The following is a 14,418-nucleotide window of genomic DNA, read 5'->3' as shown; positions in this document are numbered from 1 at the left end:
CGGTCAGCGCGGCGCGGGAGCCGGATCGGGAAGCCTGCTCAGCACCGTGTTGTGCACGCGCTGGAAGATCATCGACGTCCGGAAGCCGACGATCTCCTTGCGCTTGCTCAGCCGGTCGAGCAGGAAGGCGTGCAGGTGATCGAGGTCCTGCGCCGACACGTGGAGCAGGAAGTCGTCGCCGCCCGACAGCACGAAGACGCTCAGCACCTCCGGCAGCTTGCTGACCGACTCCTCGAAGGCGTCGATGACGGCCCGGCTGAGCGGGCGCACCTGCACCGAGATCATCGCCTGCACACCCCGGTTGAGCGCGCCCAGGTTGATGTCGGCGTGGTAGCCGCGGATCACACCCCGCCGGGTGAGCGCGCGCACCCGTTCCAGGCAGGTCGAGGGGGCGACGCCGAGCCGCCGCGCCAGCTCGCGGTTGGACAGCCGAGCGTCTGCCTGGAGGAGACGGAGGATCTCCGAATCAAGTTCGTCCACGTACGGGATTCTGGCACGATTCCGGCCGGACGTTCGATGATCACGGGGGTTGAGCGTGCGAGTGACTAGGTTCGACGGCGTTCCCTGACCGATCGCCGTCCCCGTCCGCCCGGTGGACGGCCGCTGGAAGGACTCTCGATGAGCCTGCCGACGAAGCTGGTGCTGGTGGTCCGCGCCGGCCTCCCGCCGTCCCTCGCCGTGAACGCCGCCGCGGTGGTGGGCCTCAGCCTGGGGTCCCGGCTGCCGCACCTGCTGGCGGAGGACGGCAAGGACGCCTCCGGCGGGCTGCACGCCGGCCTCAACCCCCACCCCGTGCCGGTGCTGACCGCCTCCACCGAGGAGCTGGTCGCGCTGCACGCGAAGGCCTCCGCCGAGGACGGACTGGTGACCGTCGGATTCACCGAAGTGGCCCGGCGGGCCCGCGACTACCAGGACTACCTCGCCGACCTCGCCGTGACGCCGGGCGAGGAGATCGAGTACATCGCCCTCGGCCTCTTCGGCCCCCGCACCCGCGTCACCGCCCTCACCAAGCGCTTCCCCCTTCATGTCTGACATCTCCCGATCCGCGCGGCCCATGACGTACCACCCGTGCTCGGCGCCGGCGCCCGGCGACGGCGGGTCCACGGACCGCGCGTCCGGACCCCCTGATCAGGGCGGCGTCCGGGGCCACACGCTGGGCGTCGCCCAAGGCGCCGCGCTGCTCGTCGGGGCGGTGCTCGGGCCGGGGGTGCTGGTGCTGCCCCGGCTCGCGACCGCCTCGGCCGGTCCGGCGTCCGTGGTGGCCTGGGCGGGGCTCCTCGTGCTGAGCGTGCCGGTCGCGCTGACGTTCGCGGCGCTCGGCGCCCGGTTCCCCGGCGGCGGCGGGGTCGCGGCGTTCACCGCCCGGGCGTTCGGACGGCGGGCCTCCGCGGTCGCCGGCTGGTGGTTCTACTTCTCGGTCCCGGCCGGCGTCCTCGCGGGCGCGCTCGTCGGCGCCGAATACGTCTCCACCGCCCTCGAGTCCGGGCCCGGCGGCACGTGGGCCGTGGCGGTCATCTTGCTGGCCGCGTCGTTCGGGGCGAACCACGCCGGGCTCCGCCTGTCCGGACGGCTGCAGCTCGTGCTCACCGGCCTGCTCGCGGCGCTGCTGGTCGTGGCCGTGCTCGCCGCCGCCCCGCACCTGCGCGCCGCGAACTTCACGCCGTTCACCCCGCACGGCTGGAGCGGCGTCGGCCACGCCGCCGGGGTGCTGTTCTTCGCGTTCGTCGGGTGGGAGGCGGCGAGCCACCTGTCGGGCGAGTTCGGCAGGCCCGCCCGGGACCTCCCCCGGGCCACCGTCCTCACCCTGGCCGTCGCCGGGACGCTCTACCTGGGCCTGGCCGTCACCACCGCGGGCGTCCTCGGCGGCCGCGCGGCCCTCTCGCCCGTGCCGCTGACCGAACTGCTCGAACGCGGCCTCGGCCCGGCCGCCCACCCGATCGCGGGTGTGGCGGCGATCTTCCTGTCCTTCGGCGCGGTCAACACGTACATCGCCGGAGCCGCCCGGCTCGGCGTGACCCTGGCCGAAGCGGGCGCGCTGCCGCGCCCCCTGGCGTCCTGGGCGAGGACGGGACGCGGCCTCGTGCTCCCCGCCGCGCTCACCGCTCTGACCATTGTGGTCACCGTGGTGTACTCGCTCGGCCTGGACACGCTGATGCGCACCACCTCGGCCTGCCTGGCCGCCGTCACCGCCGCGGGCTGCGCGGCGGCCACCCGGTTCCTCACCGGACGCAGACGGTGGACGGCGGTCGCGGCCACGGCGTTCACCCTGGTCGTCCTCGCCTCCTGCGGCGCCTACCTGGTGGTCCCGGCGATCATCGGCCTTCTCGCCACCGTCTCCCGCCGGACCCCCTCGCCCCCGCGCCACCCTCACAGCGCCACGACCAGGCTCACTTCCCAGGCCCGCCCGTAGACTCGCCGGCCGGGACGCAGACGGTGAGTGCGCCCGGTGCGACGCGGGCCTTCAGCTCGGTCGTCTCCTCGCGGTCGCCGCCGTCGAGCTCGTACATCAGCGGGGAGCCGAACCGCGCCGTGACCTTCCTGGCCCGGGTGATCCGGACGAACGGCGACTCGTCCGACCGCCCGGCGGTCATCCGGCCGAGCACGCGCGCCCACTGCACCGGGCCCTTGGCCGTGGAGACGCCGACCTCCAGCCAGCCGTCGTCGGGACGGGCGTCGTCGAACGCCTCGATACCGCCGGTGATCGTGCCGACGTTGCCGAGGAGCAGGCAGCTCGCGTCGCCCTCGAACCACGTGGCGCCGTCCACCTTGACCTCCATCGGGACCAGCGGCCCGCCGACGTGCCGCACCGCCGCGCCGATGTAGGCGAGGCGGCCCAGCCGTCCCTTGGCCTCCCGGTCGGCGTCGGCGATCATCTGGGCCTCGAACCCGGCGCCGGCCATGACCGCGAAATGCTCGCCGTTCAGCACGCCCAGGTCCAGCTTCCTGCGCTCGCCGTGGAAGCCGAGGCGCACGGCCTCCTCCAGATCGGCCGGGACCCCCATCTCCGACGCGAAGAGGTTGGCCGTCCCGGCGGGCAGGATCGCCATCGGCACCCCCGACCCGGCGAGCACATCGGCGCAGCGCTGCACCATCCCGTCGCCGCCCCAGACGAACACCAGGTCGGCGCCTGCCTTCAACGCCTTGCGCACCTTCTTGGGCGCCTTCTTGCTCTTGGGCACCTCGTACCAGAGCAGTTCGCCGACATCCTGCTCGGTGATGAGCACACGGAGCCGGTCCAGCCCCGCGCCGAGCGTCTTCTTCTGATGAGCGATGACCGCGACCGTGGGAGACATGGCACCCGACTACCCACGAGCGCGGACTTCAACGCGGAGCCTCCGGGTACGGCAAGGGGGGAACCGAGCGGAGCCGGTTCCCCCCTTGGCGCTTCGGCCGCGTCCGGTCAGCCGGGATCAGGCGCCGGACGCGGTCGCACCCGCTTTCAGCTGCAGCCGCTGGTGCTGCCGCAGCCCTCGCAGACGTAGCAGCTGCCCGCCGGGCGCATCTTGGTGCCGCACGTCATGCACAGCGGCGCGTCGGCGGTACGGCCCTGGTGGCTCTCCAGCGCCGCCACCGCGCCGTTCGCCCCGGCCGGCGGAGCCTCGGCGGGGACGGCCGGCACGGCCGGCTTGTCGTCGGGCTTCTCCTCGATGGGGGCGGACTGGGCCAGGGCGGCGGTGTCGATGACCTCCTGCACCGCGGCCGGGTCCTCACCGCGCTGCTGCGCCGCCCGCTCGGCCGCCGAGAAGACGCCGAGGGCCGCCCGCTCGTCGTACGGCAGGTGGTCGAGCGCCAGCCGGCGGAAGATGTAGTCGACCACCGAGGCCGCCATGCGCACGTCCGGGTCGTCGGTCATGCCCGCCGGCTCGAAGCGCATGTTGACGAACTTGCTGACGTAGGTCTCCAGCGGGACGCCGTACTGCAGGCCGACCGAGATCGCGACCGAGAAGGCGTCCATCACGCCGGCGAGGGTCGAGCCCTGCTTGGACATCTTCAGGAAGACCTCGCCGAGACCGTCGTCCGGGTAGGACGAGGCGGTCATGTAGCCCTTGGCGCCGCCGACGGTGAAGCGGGTGGTGGTGCTCGGCCGCTGGTTCGGCAGGCGGCGGCGGGTCGGCCGCGGCACCTCGATGACCTGCACGACGGGCTCGGCGGCCTTCACCTCGGCCTTCTCGTCGGACTTCTTGGCGGCCGAGAGCGGCTGGCCGACCTTGCAGTTGTCGCGGTAGACCGCCAGGGCCTTCAGGCCGAGCTTCCAGCCCTCCATGTAGACCTGCTCGATGTCCTCCACTGTGGCGGACTCGGGCAGGTTGACGGTCTTGGAGATCGCGCCCGACAGGAACGGCTGGGTGGCCGCCATCATGCGGACGTGGCCCATGGGCGCGATCGCCCGTTCGCCCATGGCGCAGTCGAACACCTCGTAGTGCTCGGGCTTGAGCCCGGGGGCGTCCATGACGTGGCCGTGCTCGGAGATGAACTCGACGATGGCCTCGACCTGCTCGGGCTGGTAACCGAGCTTCACCAGGGCCCGCGGGATCGTCTGGTTGACGATCTGCATCGAGCCGCCGCCGACCAGCTTCTTGAACTTCACCAGCGCCAGGTCGGGCTCGATGCCGGTGGTGTCGCAGTCCATCATCAGGCCGATGGTGCCGGTCGGGGCGAGCAGCGACGCCTGGGCGTTGCGATAGCCGTTCTTCTCGCCCAGGCGCAGGCACTCCTGCCACTGCTTGGTGGCCTCGGCCAGGATCGGCTTGTCGAGGGCGTCCATCGGCCGCAGGGTGTCGTTGGCGGCGGCGTGCTTGCGCATGACCCGCTTGTGCGGCTCGGCGTTGCGCTTGTAGCCGTCGTACGGGCCCACGATCGCGGCCAGCTCGGCGCTGCGGCGGTAGGAGACGCCGGTCATCAGGCTGGTGATGGCGGCGGCGACGGCCCGGCCGCCCTCGGAGTCGTAGGCGTGGCCGGTGGCCATGAGCAGCGCGCCGAGGTTGGCGTACCCGATGCCGAGCTGACGGTAGGCGCGGGTGGTCTCGGCGATCTTCTGGGTCGGGAAGTCGGCGAAGGTGATCGAGATGTCCATCGCCGTGATGATCAGCTCGGTCAGCTTGACGAAGTTCTCGATGTCGAAGCTGTCGTCGTCGCGCAGGAACTTCAGCAGGTTGATGCTGGCCAGGTTGCAGGAGGAGTTGTCGAGGTGGACGTACTCCGAGCAAGGGTTGGAGGCGGTGATGCGGCCGGTCTCCGGGCAGGTGTGCCAGTCGTTGATGGTGTCGTCGTACTGCAGGCCCGGGTCGGCGCACTCCCAGGCGGCCTGCGCCATCTTGCGGAACAGCGTCTTGGCGTCGACCTCCTCGATCACCTCGCCGCTGAGCCTGGCGCGCAGCCCGAACCGCCCGCCCGCCTCGACCGCGCGCATGAACTCGTCGGAGACGCGGACGGAGTTGTTGGCGTTCTGGTACTGGACGGAGACGATGTCCTTGCCGCCGAGGTCCATGTCGAAGCCGGCGTCGCGAAGGGCGCGGATCTTGTCCTCTTCGCGGGCCTTGGTCTCGATGAACTCCTCGATGTCGGGGTGGTCGACGTCCAGGACGACCATCTTGGCCGCGCGCCGGGTGGCGCCGCCCGACTTGATCGTGCCCGCGGAGGCGTCGGCGCCGCGCATGAACGACACCGGGCCGCTCGCCGTGCCGCCACTGGACAGCAGTTCCTTGCTGGAGCGGATGCGGGAGAGGTTGACACCCGAGCCGGAACCGCCCTTGAAGATCACACCCTCTTCCTTGTACCACTCGAGGATCGACTCCATCTGGTCGTCGACCGCGAGGATGAAGCAGGCGCTGACCTGCTGCGGCGAGGCGGTGCCCACGTTGAACCAGACCGGCGAGTTGAAGCTGAAGATCTGGTGGATCAAGGCGTGCTTCAGCTCGTGGTCGAAGATCTCGGCGTCCTCGTCGGAGGCGAAGTAGCCGTGCTCGACGCCGGTGCGGGTGTAGACCCCGACGACACGGTCGACGAGCTGCTTCAGACTGGTCTCACGCTGCGGCGTGCCCACGGCGCCGCGGAAGTACTTGGTGGTGACGATGTTGGCGGCGTTCACCGACCAGAAGTCGGGGAACTCCACGCCGCGCTGCTCGAAGTTGATCGAGCCGTCGCGCCAGTTCGTCATCACGACGTCACGGCTCTCCCAGCGCACCTGGTCATAAGGGTGAACGCCGGGCGTGGTGTGAATGCGCTTGATCTTCAAGCCCTTGGGGGACCGCTTACCCCCGCGCCCCACTGAACCACTCACCGTCTCCGTCATGATCTCCCCCTTCCGGGGCTCCCCTGGAGCCCTCGAGTCGGAAACACAGCGTCACGCCGCTCACATCCCCCCGGCGCAGGGGTCCAACGTGGTCGTCAACCTTCCAGCCTCCACCGGATCTCCGGTGGAGCGCCCGGCGGGTCAGCCTTCTTTGGCCGCCCGCGCCTCGCGCAGTTGCTGGATCTCCTCTTCGAAGTCGGCGAGCGTCTCGAAACCTCTGTAGACCGAGGCGAACCGTAGGTAGGCCACCTCGTCGAGCTCGCGCAGCGGCCCGAGGATCGCCAGGCCCACCTCGTGGGCCGCGATCTCGGCCGAGCCGGTGGCCCGGATGCTCTCCTCGACGCGCTGGCCGAGCTGGGCCAGCGAGTCCTCGCTGACCGGACGGCCCTGGCAGGCGCGCCGCACGCCGGCGATCACCTTGTCACGGGAGAACGCCTCGGTGACCCCGCTGCGTTTGCTCACCATCAGCAGCACCGTCTCCTGGGTGGTGAACCGGCGGCCGCATTCGGGACAGGTGCGCCGCCGCCGGATGGCGGCGCCGTCCTCCGTCGAGCGGCTGTCGATGACCCTCGTATCCGGATGACGGCAGAATGGGCAATGCACGTGTCGCCTCCTTTTTCTCGCCGTCCCCAGGAGTTACGCCCGACAGACCTCGAATCGCGGGCTTCCGGGGAGCGCCCGGCCCCTTGCGAAAGCCCCCTGTGTTTCCGCATTCCCCCGCTTTCCGGTCAAGACCGGTTAAACGTGAATAGGCTCGCGCACGCCCTGGAGATGACCCCAGCGCGTACACGGAAACACAACTTATGGTGAACCCACATCGGTGTAACTACTAGATGTTGTGGTCTAACCGTAGGAGTGCCGCCCCATGAACGCAAGTTGGCGCGGCCCCGCCGACGAAACCGCCCGTCCATCAGGGGGAACGGCGGGCACCCCGGCGTGTCGCGGCCCGCCGGGGCCGCCCCCACCCCCCGGCGGCCACCCGCGGCCGATCGACTTGGGAACCCACCCGGCATAAGATCGCAAAGTCGAACACGATATCGATCGAACTCCCGTACGATGGCGTTCACCGGGTGGCCGGAGAATTCCGAAAGTCTCGAACACCTGTTTGAGGATGATCTTCAACAGCGTTATTGTCGCTGTGTGCGACATGTGCGATACGGATCGGGAGCCGGCCGGGCGGGCGTGGTGTGACGGAGCGCCTCACGGGCGCGCGGCGAGGAGGAGCTATGAGCGAGCAGGACGAGATCGGCACGGTGGTCAGCGACCTTGCGGTGCGCAGGCGTGACTCCCTTGGTCTCACCCCCCGGCAACGCAAGATTCTCGAGGTGATCCGCGATTCGGTGCAGCAGCGCGGCTATCCGCCCTCCATGCGCGAGATCGGCGAGGCCGTCCAGCTGACGAGCACCTCCAGCGTGTCCCACCAGTTGACCGCCCTGCAGCGCAAGGGTTACCTCCGGCGCGACCCGCACCGGCCGCGCGCTCTGGAGGTCCGCCTGCCCGGTGAGCCCGCCCTGTGGGTCGACCCGGTGGCCGCGGCCGACGGCGAGGAGGAGACGCTGGTGACCCGCCCCACGGCCGCGTTCGTCCCCCTGGTGGGCCGCATCGCCGCCGGTGGGCCCATCCTGGCCGAGGAGCGCGTCGAAGACGTCTTCGCCCTCCCCAAGCAGCTCGTCGGCGAGGGCACGCTGTTCCTGCTCCAGGTGGCCGGTGACTCCATGATCGACGTCGCGATCGCCGACGGCGACTGGGTGGTGGTGCGCCAGCAGCCGGTGGCCGACAACGGCGACATCGTCGCGGCCATGATCGACGGCGAGGCCACAGTGAAGACCTTCAAGCGCAAGGACGGCCACGTCTGGCTGGTGCCGCACAACGCCAACTACGACCCGATCCCCGGTGACGAGGCCACCGTCCTGGGCAAGGTCGTGGCGGTCCTCCGCAAGCTCTGACCTTCTCGCCGCTCCCCGCCCGGCCGCCCGGCCCCCACTTCTCGGTGGGCGCCGGGCGGCCGTCGCTTTCGCGGCTCTCGCCTCATGCGAGCGCCACGGCACGGACCCACCGGTGCGGCGGGCCCGTACGGCCGTGGCGGCTCAGGGGACGATGTTGACCAGCTTGGGCGCCCGCACGATCACCTTGCGCGGCTCCCCGTCGAGGTAGGCCCGCACCTTGTCCGAGGCCAGCGCCAGCTCCGACAGCTCCGCCTCGGAGATCGACGGCGAGACCTCCAGGCGGTCCCTGACCTTGCCCGCCACCTGCACCACGCAGGTGACCGACTCCTGCACCAGCAGCGCGGGGTCGGCGCTCGGCCAGCCGGCGCGCGCGATGCTCGGCCCATGCCCGAGGCGCTCCCAGCCCTCCTCGGCGGCGTACGGCGCGACCAGCGACAGCATGACCGCCAGCGTCTCGGCGGCCTCCCGCACGGCCGGGTCGGCCGCTCCGGGGCCGGAGTCGATGGCCTTGCGCGCGGCCGAGGTCAGCTCCATCATGCGGGCGACGGCCACGTTGAAGCGGTAGGCCTCGACCAGCCGGGTCACCTCGTCGATGGTGCGGTGGGTGACCTTGCGCAGCTCCAGGTCGCCGGAGGAGAAGTCGATGCCGGGCGCCGAGGCGGCGCCGGCCTCCACCATCACCCGGAACGCCCGGGCCAGGAACTTCTGCGAGGCGGCGGGCGAGACGTCGGCCCAGTCGATGTCGTCCTCGGGCGGGCCGGCGAACACCATGGTCAGGCGCACCGCGTCGACGCCGAACGCGTCGATCTGCTGCCCCAGGTCGACGCCGTTGCCGAGAGACTTCGACATGGCCTTGCCCTGGTTGATCACCTGGCCCTGGTTCAGCAGGCGCAGGAACGGCTCGGTGAAGCCGACCATGCCCATGTCGTACAGGACCTTGGTGAAGAACCGGGAGTACATCAGGTGCAGCACGGCGTGCTCGACACCGCCGACGTACTGGTCGATCGGGCCCCACCGCTTGACCTGCTCGACGTCGAACGGCGCGTCCTCCAGCCGCGGCGAGCAGTACCGCAGGAAGTACCACGAGGAGTCGACGAAGGTGTCCATCGTGTCGGTGTCACGCTGGGCGGGACCACCGCACTTGGGGCAGGCGACGTTGACCCACTCGGTGGCGCTCGCCAGCGGTGAGACGCCCTTGGGGGCCAGCGCCTCGCCGCGCAGGTCGGGCAGGGTCACCGGCAGCTGGTCGTCGGGGACCGGCACCTCGCCGCAGTCCACGCAGTGGATGATCGGGATCGGCGTGCCCCAGAAGCGCTGACGGGACAGCAGCCAGTCGCGCAGGCGGAAGTTCACCGCCGCCTCGCCCGTGCCGCGCTCACGCAGGATCTCGGTGATCCGCGCGATGGCCTCGGCCTTCGACAGCCCGTCGAGCGGCCCGGAGTTGACCAGAGTGCCCTCGCCCGGCGTGGCGACGCCGGTCTCGCCGGGGTCGGCCAGCCCGGTGTGGACGACCACGCGCACGGGCAGCCCGAACTTCATCGCGAAGTCGAGGTCGCGCTGGTCGTGGGCGGGCACCGCCATGATCGCGCCATGGCCGTAGTCGGACAGGACATAATCGGCCGCCCAGACCGGGATGCGCTCGCCGTTGACCGGGTTGATCGCGTGGACGCCCAGGAAGACGCCGGTCTTCTCCTTGTCGGTCGACAGGCGCTCGATGTCACTGAGCTTGGCCACCTCGGCGCGGTAGGCCTCCAGAGCGGACAGCTGCCCGGGGGCGCAGATCTCCTCCGCCAGCGGCGCGTCGGCCGCCACGACGAAGAACGTGGCGCCGTACAGGGTGTCGGGGCGGGTGGTGTACACCGTGACCGGCTCGTCACGGCCCTCGATCCGGAACTTGACGTCGGCGCCCTCGGAACGGCCGATCCAGTTGCGCTGCATGGTCAGCACGCGCTCGGGCCAGCCGCCCTCCAGCTGGGCCATGTCGTCCAGCAGACGGTCGGCGTAGTCAGTGATCTTGAAGTACCACTGGGTCAGCTCGCGCCTGACGACCTCGGCGCCGCACCGCTCGCAGTGGCCGGCCACGACCTGCTCGTTGGCCAGCACGGTCTGGTCGTTGGGACACCAGTTGACCAGGCCGCCCTTGCGGTAGGCCAGGCCGCGCTCGAAGAAGCGGTTGAACAGCCACTGGTTCCAGCGGTAGTACTCCGGGTCACTGGTGTGCAGACGGCGCGACCAGTCAAAGGAGATGCCGTACCTCTTGAACGAGGTGGCCTGGGTGTCGATGTTGGCGTAGGTCCACTCGGCGGGGTGGGCGTTGCGCTTGATCGCGGCGTTCTCGGCGGGCAGGCCGAAGGAGTCCCAGCCGATGGGGTGCAGGACGTTGTAGCCACGCTGGAACCAGTAGCGGGCGACGACGTCGCCGATCGCGAACACCTCGCCGTGACCCATGTGGAGGTCACCGGAGGGGTAGGGGAACATGTCGAGCATGTACTTGCGGGGACGCTCGTCGCCGGCGTCCTCACTGGCCCGGAAGGGGTCGATCTCGTCCCACCGCTGCTGCCACTTGGCCTGCAGCGCCTGTGGATCGTACTGCTCGTCGCTCACGGTCATGTCCCTCGGTTTGACTCAGCGCGGATGGCTCGGACCAATAAAGAAACCCCCCGTGTCCACGAGGGGCAGCCGCATCGACCCGGTGTCTCAGCTCGGTCGACGCGGCCCGCTAAGGAGCAGGGTCCTGCCACGCATAGCTCAAGGGTAGCGCAGCGAGCAAACGGACTTCATATCGTTCTGGTGCCACCCCTGGTGGACTCAGGGAATCGGTCCTTCGGTCACACGATGGTGATAGATCCGTTGTGACCTCATATGTCCCTTTAGTTTACCCTTTTTGCCGTGGTGAACTCGTATGAGCCGGGGCGTGGCCCGGAATTGCCGGAGGCCGGCCTGCCGATGCAGGATCCGCCGACCGATCCCACCGGCCTTCAGTTCCGAGGGGCATTCTCCGATTCTGCTGCGGACACCCCCGCTTCACATGAGATCATGCCGAGCACCCCCAATCCAGGCATGATGTCGGGAGGTTCGCCAGCGATGGCTCCTGAGCACGCCAGCCAGCCCACGCGCCCCCCGGCATGGCCGGAGGCTCCCCCCGCGTGGCCCGAGATGCCTCCCCAGCAGCCGTCCTCGACCTCGGTGTTCGACCCGCCGCCCTCCCGCGGCCAGGCTTCCCGGCAGGGCGCGCCGTCCGCCGGACCTGACGGCTCCGCCCCGTCCTCGTTCTCCGCGGGCCCCTACGGCCCCCAGCCGACCGGCCCCCAGGCGTACTCGCCATCCCCAACGGGCCCGCAGCAGTACACGCCCTCCGGCACCGGCCCGCAGTCCTACACGCCCACGGGGAGCGGACCCCACTCCTCCACGTCCCCCGGGGCCGGACCTCAGCCCTCCACACCGTCCGGCGCGGGCCCCCAGTCGTACACGCCGTCCGGCGCGGGCCCCCAGTCGTACACGCCGTCCGGCACGGGCCCCCAGTCGTACACGCCGTCCGGCACGGGCCCCCAGTCGTACACGCCGTCCGGCACGGGCCCCCAGTCGTACGCCCCCAACGGGAGCGGGCGCGAGGAGTACGCCCCGCAGCGCGGCGGGCGCGAGGAGTACGCTCCCCCGGCCGCCGGGCCGTCCGGGCGGGACACCGGCCAGTCGCCGTACCTGACCGACGCGACGGGACAGTTCTTCGCGGCCGACGCCGGTCCCACCCCCGCACCCTCCTACATCCCGCCCGGCACCGAGACCACCATCCGGGTGCCCGGAGGGCTCACCCCCGAGATGCTGGCGCAGCAGCTCCAAGGCATGCCGGACGCCTACGGCGCCGCCTCCGCCCACGCCGCTCCCGCCCAGACCAGGGGAAACGCCCGCCCCGAGGCGGACCCGAGGACCGCACCCCATCAGCAGAGCGGGGCACACGCGCCCGGCGGGGCGTCGTACGCGCCCGGCGCGGCCCAGCCGCCCGGCGCCGGGCACGCGCCCGGCGGAGTCCACGGGCCCGGCGGCGCGCCCGACGGAGGGTACGGGCCCGGCGGAGGGTACGCGCAGCAGCCCGGCGCGCCGTCGCACGCCGCGCACTCCAACGACCCGGACGACCCCTTCTACAAGCCGTTCGTGACCGCCGGTCAGATCAGCGGCCCCAAGACCCCGCCGCCGGAACGGCAGCAGGAGCTCTGGAACACCGTCTTCGGCGACAACTACGAGGCGATCGGCGACGACGGCGACGAGCCCACGTCCGGCAAGCGGGTGTGGCTGCTCGCGCTCGTCGTCTCCGTGGTGGTCGCCCTGGTGGCGGGCCTGCTGTGGGCGTTCCTCGCCGGGCCCCTGCGCTCCACCTCCGTGGAGAAGACCGGCGCCTCCAGCGCGGAAGGCGGCTCCGGCAAGGGTTCGCCGAAGGCGTCCTCGGGCAAGTCGGGCACCGGTACGACCAAGCCGCAGTCGCTGCGCAAGCTCCCGAAGTACCCCGGCACCGCCTCTCCCCGCGTCGGGCCCCTGACCGACCAGGCGTCCGGCATCACCATCGCCAAGCTGGGCGGGCCGTGGCGCGTCGACACGCGCGCCCAGCACATCCAGGCGACCTATGGCTTCGCGACCCGGCAGTACGTCGCGGCGGGCACCGACTCGGGAGGCACGCCGCGGTTCGCGCAGGTGATGACCGGGCCGCTGGCGAAGAACCTCGCCGCCAAGTACTCGGCGTCCAAGCCGGACGATCTCGCCCCCGCGATCAGCGCCGTGGCCTTCGCCGCGCGCAACAAGTTCTTCCCACAGGGGAACAAGATCGCGAAGACGGCCGAGCAGCGGGTGTCCGCGGGCGGCCGCCCGGCGCGCCTGGTGGCCTACCAGATCATGGCGGGCGACTCGAAGACGACGGTCGTGGTCGCGGCGGTGAGCACCGGCACCGACCTGCCGGCCATCGTCTACATGTCGGTCCCCGACAGCAAGAAGGACCTGCTGCCGGACATCAACACCATCTTCTCCTCGATCCGCCCCGTCGCCGGCTGAAGAACCCCCCGGCCCCCTCCTTTCCTCTCCTCTTCGCTGAGAGCCGCTGTCAGCGGCTGTGCGCCCGCTGACAGCGGCGTGCGGCACCGTACAGCCTGTCCCGCGAACTCAGGGGAGGCTTGGTGTCATACGCCATCCAGGTACAGGGCCTGGTCAAACGATTCGGTGGTACGACCGCGCTGGCGGGCGTCGACTTCGAGGCGCGCGCCGGAACGGTGCTCGGGCTGCTCGGGCCCAACGGCGCGGGGAAGACCACCGCGGTCCGGATTCTCGCGACCCTGCTGCGGCCCGACGAGGGACGCGCCACGGTCGGCGGGTACGACACGGTGCGCGACGCGGCCCGGGTACGGGACCTCATCGCTCTGACCGGGCAGTACGCCTCCGTCGACGATGAGATGAGCGGCACGCACAACCTCGTCCTCATCGGCCGGCTGCTCGGTCTGTCGCGGGCCGGGGCGAGGCAGCGGGCCCGCGAGCTGCTCGAACGGTTCGACGTGCCCGGGGACAGGCTCGCCGGCACGTACTCCGGCGGCATGAGACGCCGTCTCGACCTCGCCGCCGGCCTCGTCGGCCGGCCCGAGGTCCTCTACCTCGACGAGCCCACGACCGGGCTCGACCCGCGCAGCCGCGGAGACGTCTGGGCCATGGTGCGGGACATGGTCGCCGAAGGGACGACCGTGCTCCTGACCACCCAGTACCTCGACGAGGCCGAACACCTGGCCGACGAGATCACGGTGATCGACCACGGCAGGGTCGTGGCCGACGGCACCCCGGACACCCTCAGGGCACAGATCGGCGGGCAGACGCTGGAGCTCCGGCCGTCCGAGCAGGCCGACCTCGGCGTGGTCACCGCCATCCTCACCGACCTGACCGGCCAGGTGCCCGAATGGGATCGGGACTCCGGCCGTCTCACGGTGGCGGCGCCGGACTCCGGCCTGCTGGCGGCACTGGTGCGGCGCCTGGAGGAGGCGAACGTGACGGTGCGCGAACTCGCATTGAGGATGCCCAGCCTGGACGAGGTCTTCCTCGCCCTGACCGGCCATCGCACCACCCCGCCCCCCGAACCGACGAAAGAAACCTGACGTGCCCAGCCACACCCCCAAACATCACCCCAACCAGCCACACCCCCCCTCCTCGGAACCA

Annotated in this window: 10 protein-coding genes; 5 read left to right on the top strand and 5 right to left on the bottom strand. The window is 71.0% G+C overall.

Features of this window, described 5'->3' with window-relative positions; genetic code table 11:
* Positions 1-3: 3 nt before the first annotated feature.
* Positions 4-480: an Lrp/AsnC family transcriptional regulator gene (locus KIK05_RS20850; RefSeq protein ID WP_214412441.1), complete on the bottom strand. Its 477-nt coding sequence runs from the start codon at positions 478-480 to the stop codon at positions 4-6.
* 138 nt (positions 481-618) lie between these two features.
* Here KIK05_RS20850 and KIK05_RS20845 point away from each other — a divergent pair, with 138 nt between their 5' ends.
* Complete coding sequence (locus KIK05_RS20845; protein WP_214412440.1) at positions 619-1,032, top strand: DUF2000 domain-containing protein; 414 nt, start codon at positions 619-621, stop codon at positions 1,030-1,032.
* A 22-nt stretch (positions 1,033-1,054) separates the two neighbouring features.
* Positions 1,055-2,410 carry an amino acid permease gene (locus KIK05_RS20840; RefSeq protein ID WP_214412439.1) on the top strand — a complete coding sequence of 452 codons (1,356 nt, stop codon included), beginning with the start codon at positions 1,055-1,057 and terminating at the stop codon, positions 2,408-2,410.
* Here KIK05_RS20840 and KIK05_RS20835 read toward each other — a convergent pair.
* The 3 genes from KIK05_RS20835 to nrdR form a co-directional block, all read right to left on the bottom strand.
* The gene (locus KIK05_RS20835; RefSeq protein WP_214412438.1) at positions 2,388-3,293 is read right to left on the bottom strand and encodes a diacylglycerol/lipid kinase family protein; all 906 of its coding nucleotides are present in this window, start codon (positions 3,291-3,293) and stop codon (positions 2,388-2,390) included. The genes KIK05_RS20840 and KIK05_RS20835 overlap by 23 nt on opposite strands.
* 146 nt (positions 3,294-3,439) lie before the next feature.
* Positions 3,440-6,292 carry a vitamin B12-dependent ribonucleotide reductase gene (locus KIK05_RS20830; RefSeq protein ID WP_214412437.1) on the bottom strand — a complete coding sequence of 951 codons (2,853 nt, stop codon included), beginning with the start codon at positions 6,290-6,292 and terminating at the stop codon, positions 3,440-3,442.
* A 141-nt stretch (positions 6,293-6,433) separates the two neighbouring features.
* The gene (gene nrdR, locus KIK05_RS20825) at positions 6,434-6,895 is read right to left on the bottom strand and encodes a transcriptional regulator NrdR (protein ID WP_214412436.1); all 462 of its coding nucleotides are present in this window, start codon (positions 6,893-6,895) and stop codon (positions 6,434-6,436) included.
* A 623-nt stretch (positions 6,896-7,518) separates the two neighbouring features.
* On the opposite strand from nrdR, the gene lexA reads away from it, so the two are divergent.
* A complete protein-coding gene (gene lexA, locus KIK05_RS20820; protein WP_214412435.1) occupies positions 7,519-8,238 on the top strand; it encodes a transcriptional repressor LexA in 720 nt (239 codons plus the stop codon).
* A gap of 141 nt (positions 8,239-8,379) precedes the next feature.
* On the opposite strand, the gene leuS is transcribed toward lexA, so the two are convergent.
* Complete coding sequence (gene leuS, locus KIK05_RS20815; protein WP_214412434.1) at positions 8,380-10,848, bottom strand: leucine--tRNA ligase; 2,469 nt, start codon at positions 10,846-10,848, stop codon at positions 8,380-8,382.
* Between the two features lie 474 nt (positions 10,849-11,322).
* On the opposite strand from leuS, the gene KIK05_RS20810 reads away from it, so the two are divergent.
* A complete protein-coding gene (locus KIK05_RS20810; RefSeq protein WP_214412433.1) occupies positions 11,323-13,275 on the top strand; it encodes a hypothetical protein in 1,953 nt (650 codons plus the stop codon).
* 122 nt (positions 13,276-13,397) lie between these two features.
* Positions 13,398-14,357 (top strand): ATP-binding cassette domain-containing protein, encoded by a 960-nt coding sequence (locus tag KIK05_RS20805; protein WP_214412432.1) that lies wholly within the window; start codon positions 13,398-13,400, stop codon positions 14,355-14,357.
* Positions 14,358-14,418: the final 61 nt, after the last annotated feature.

It is taken from the genome of Sphaerisporangium fuscum (genome assembly GCF_018531465.1).
GTDB lineage: Bacteria > Actinomycetota > Actinomycetes > Streptosporangiales > Streptosporangiaceae > Sphaerisporangium > Sphaerisporangium fuscum.
The sequence above is the reverse complement of the archived record's forward strand: the minus strand, read 5'-3'. Positions and strand labels throughout refer to the sequence as shown.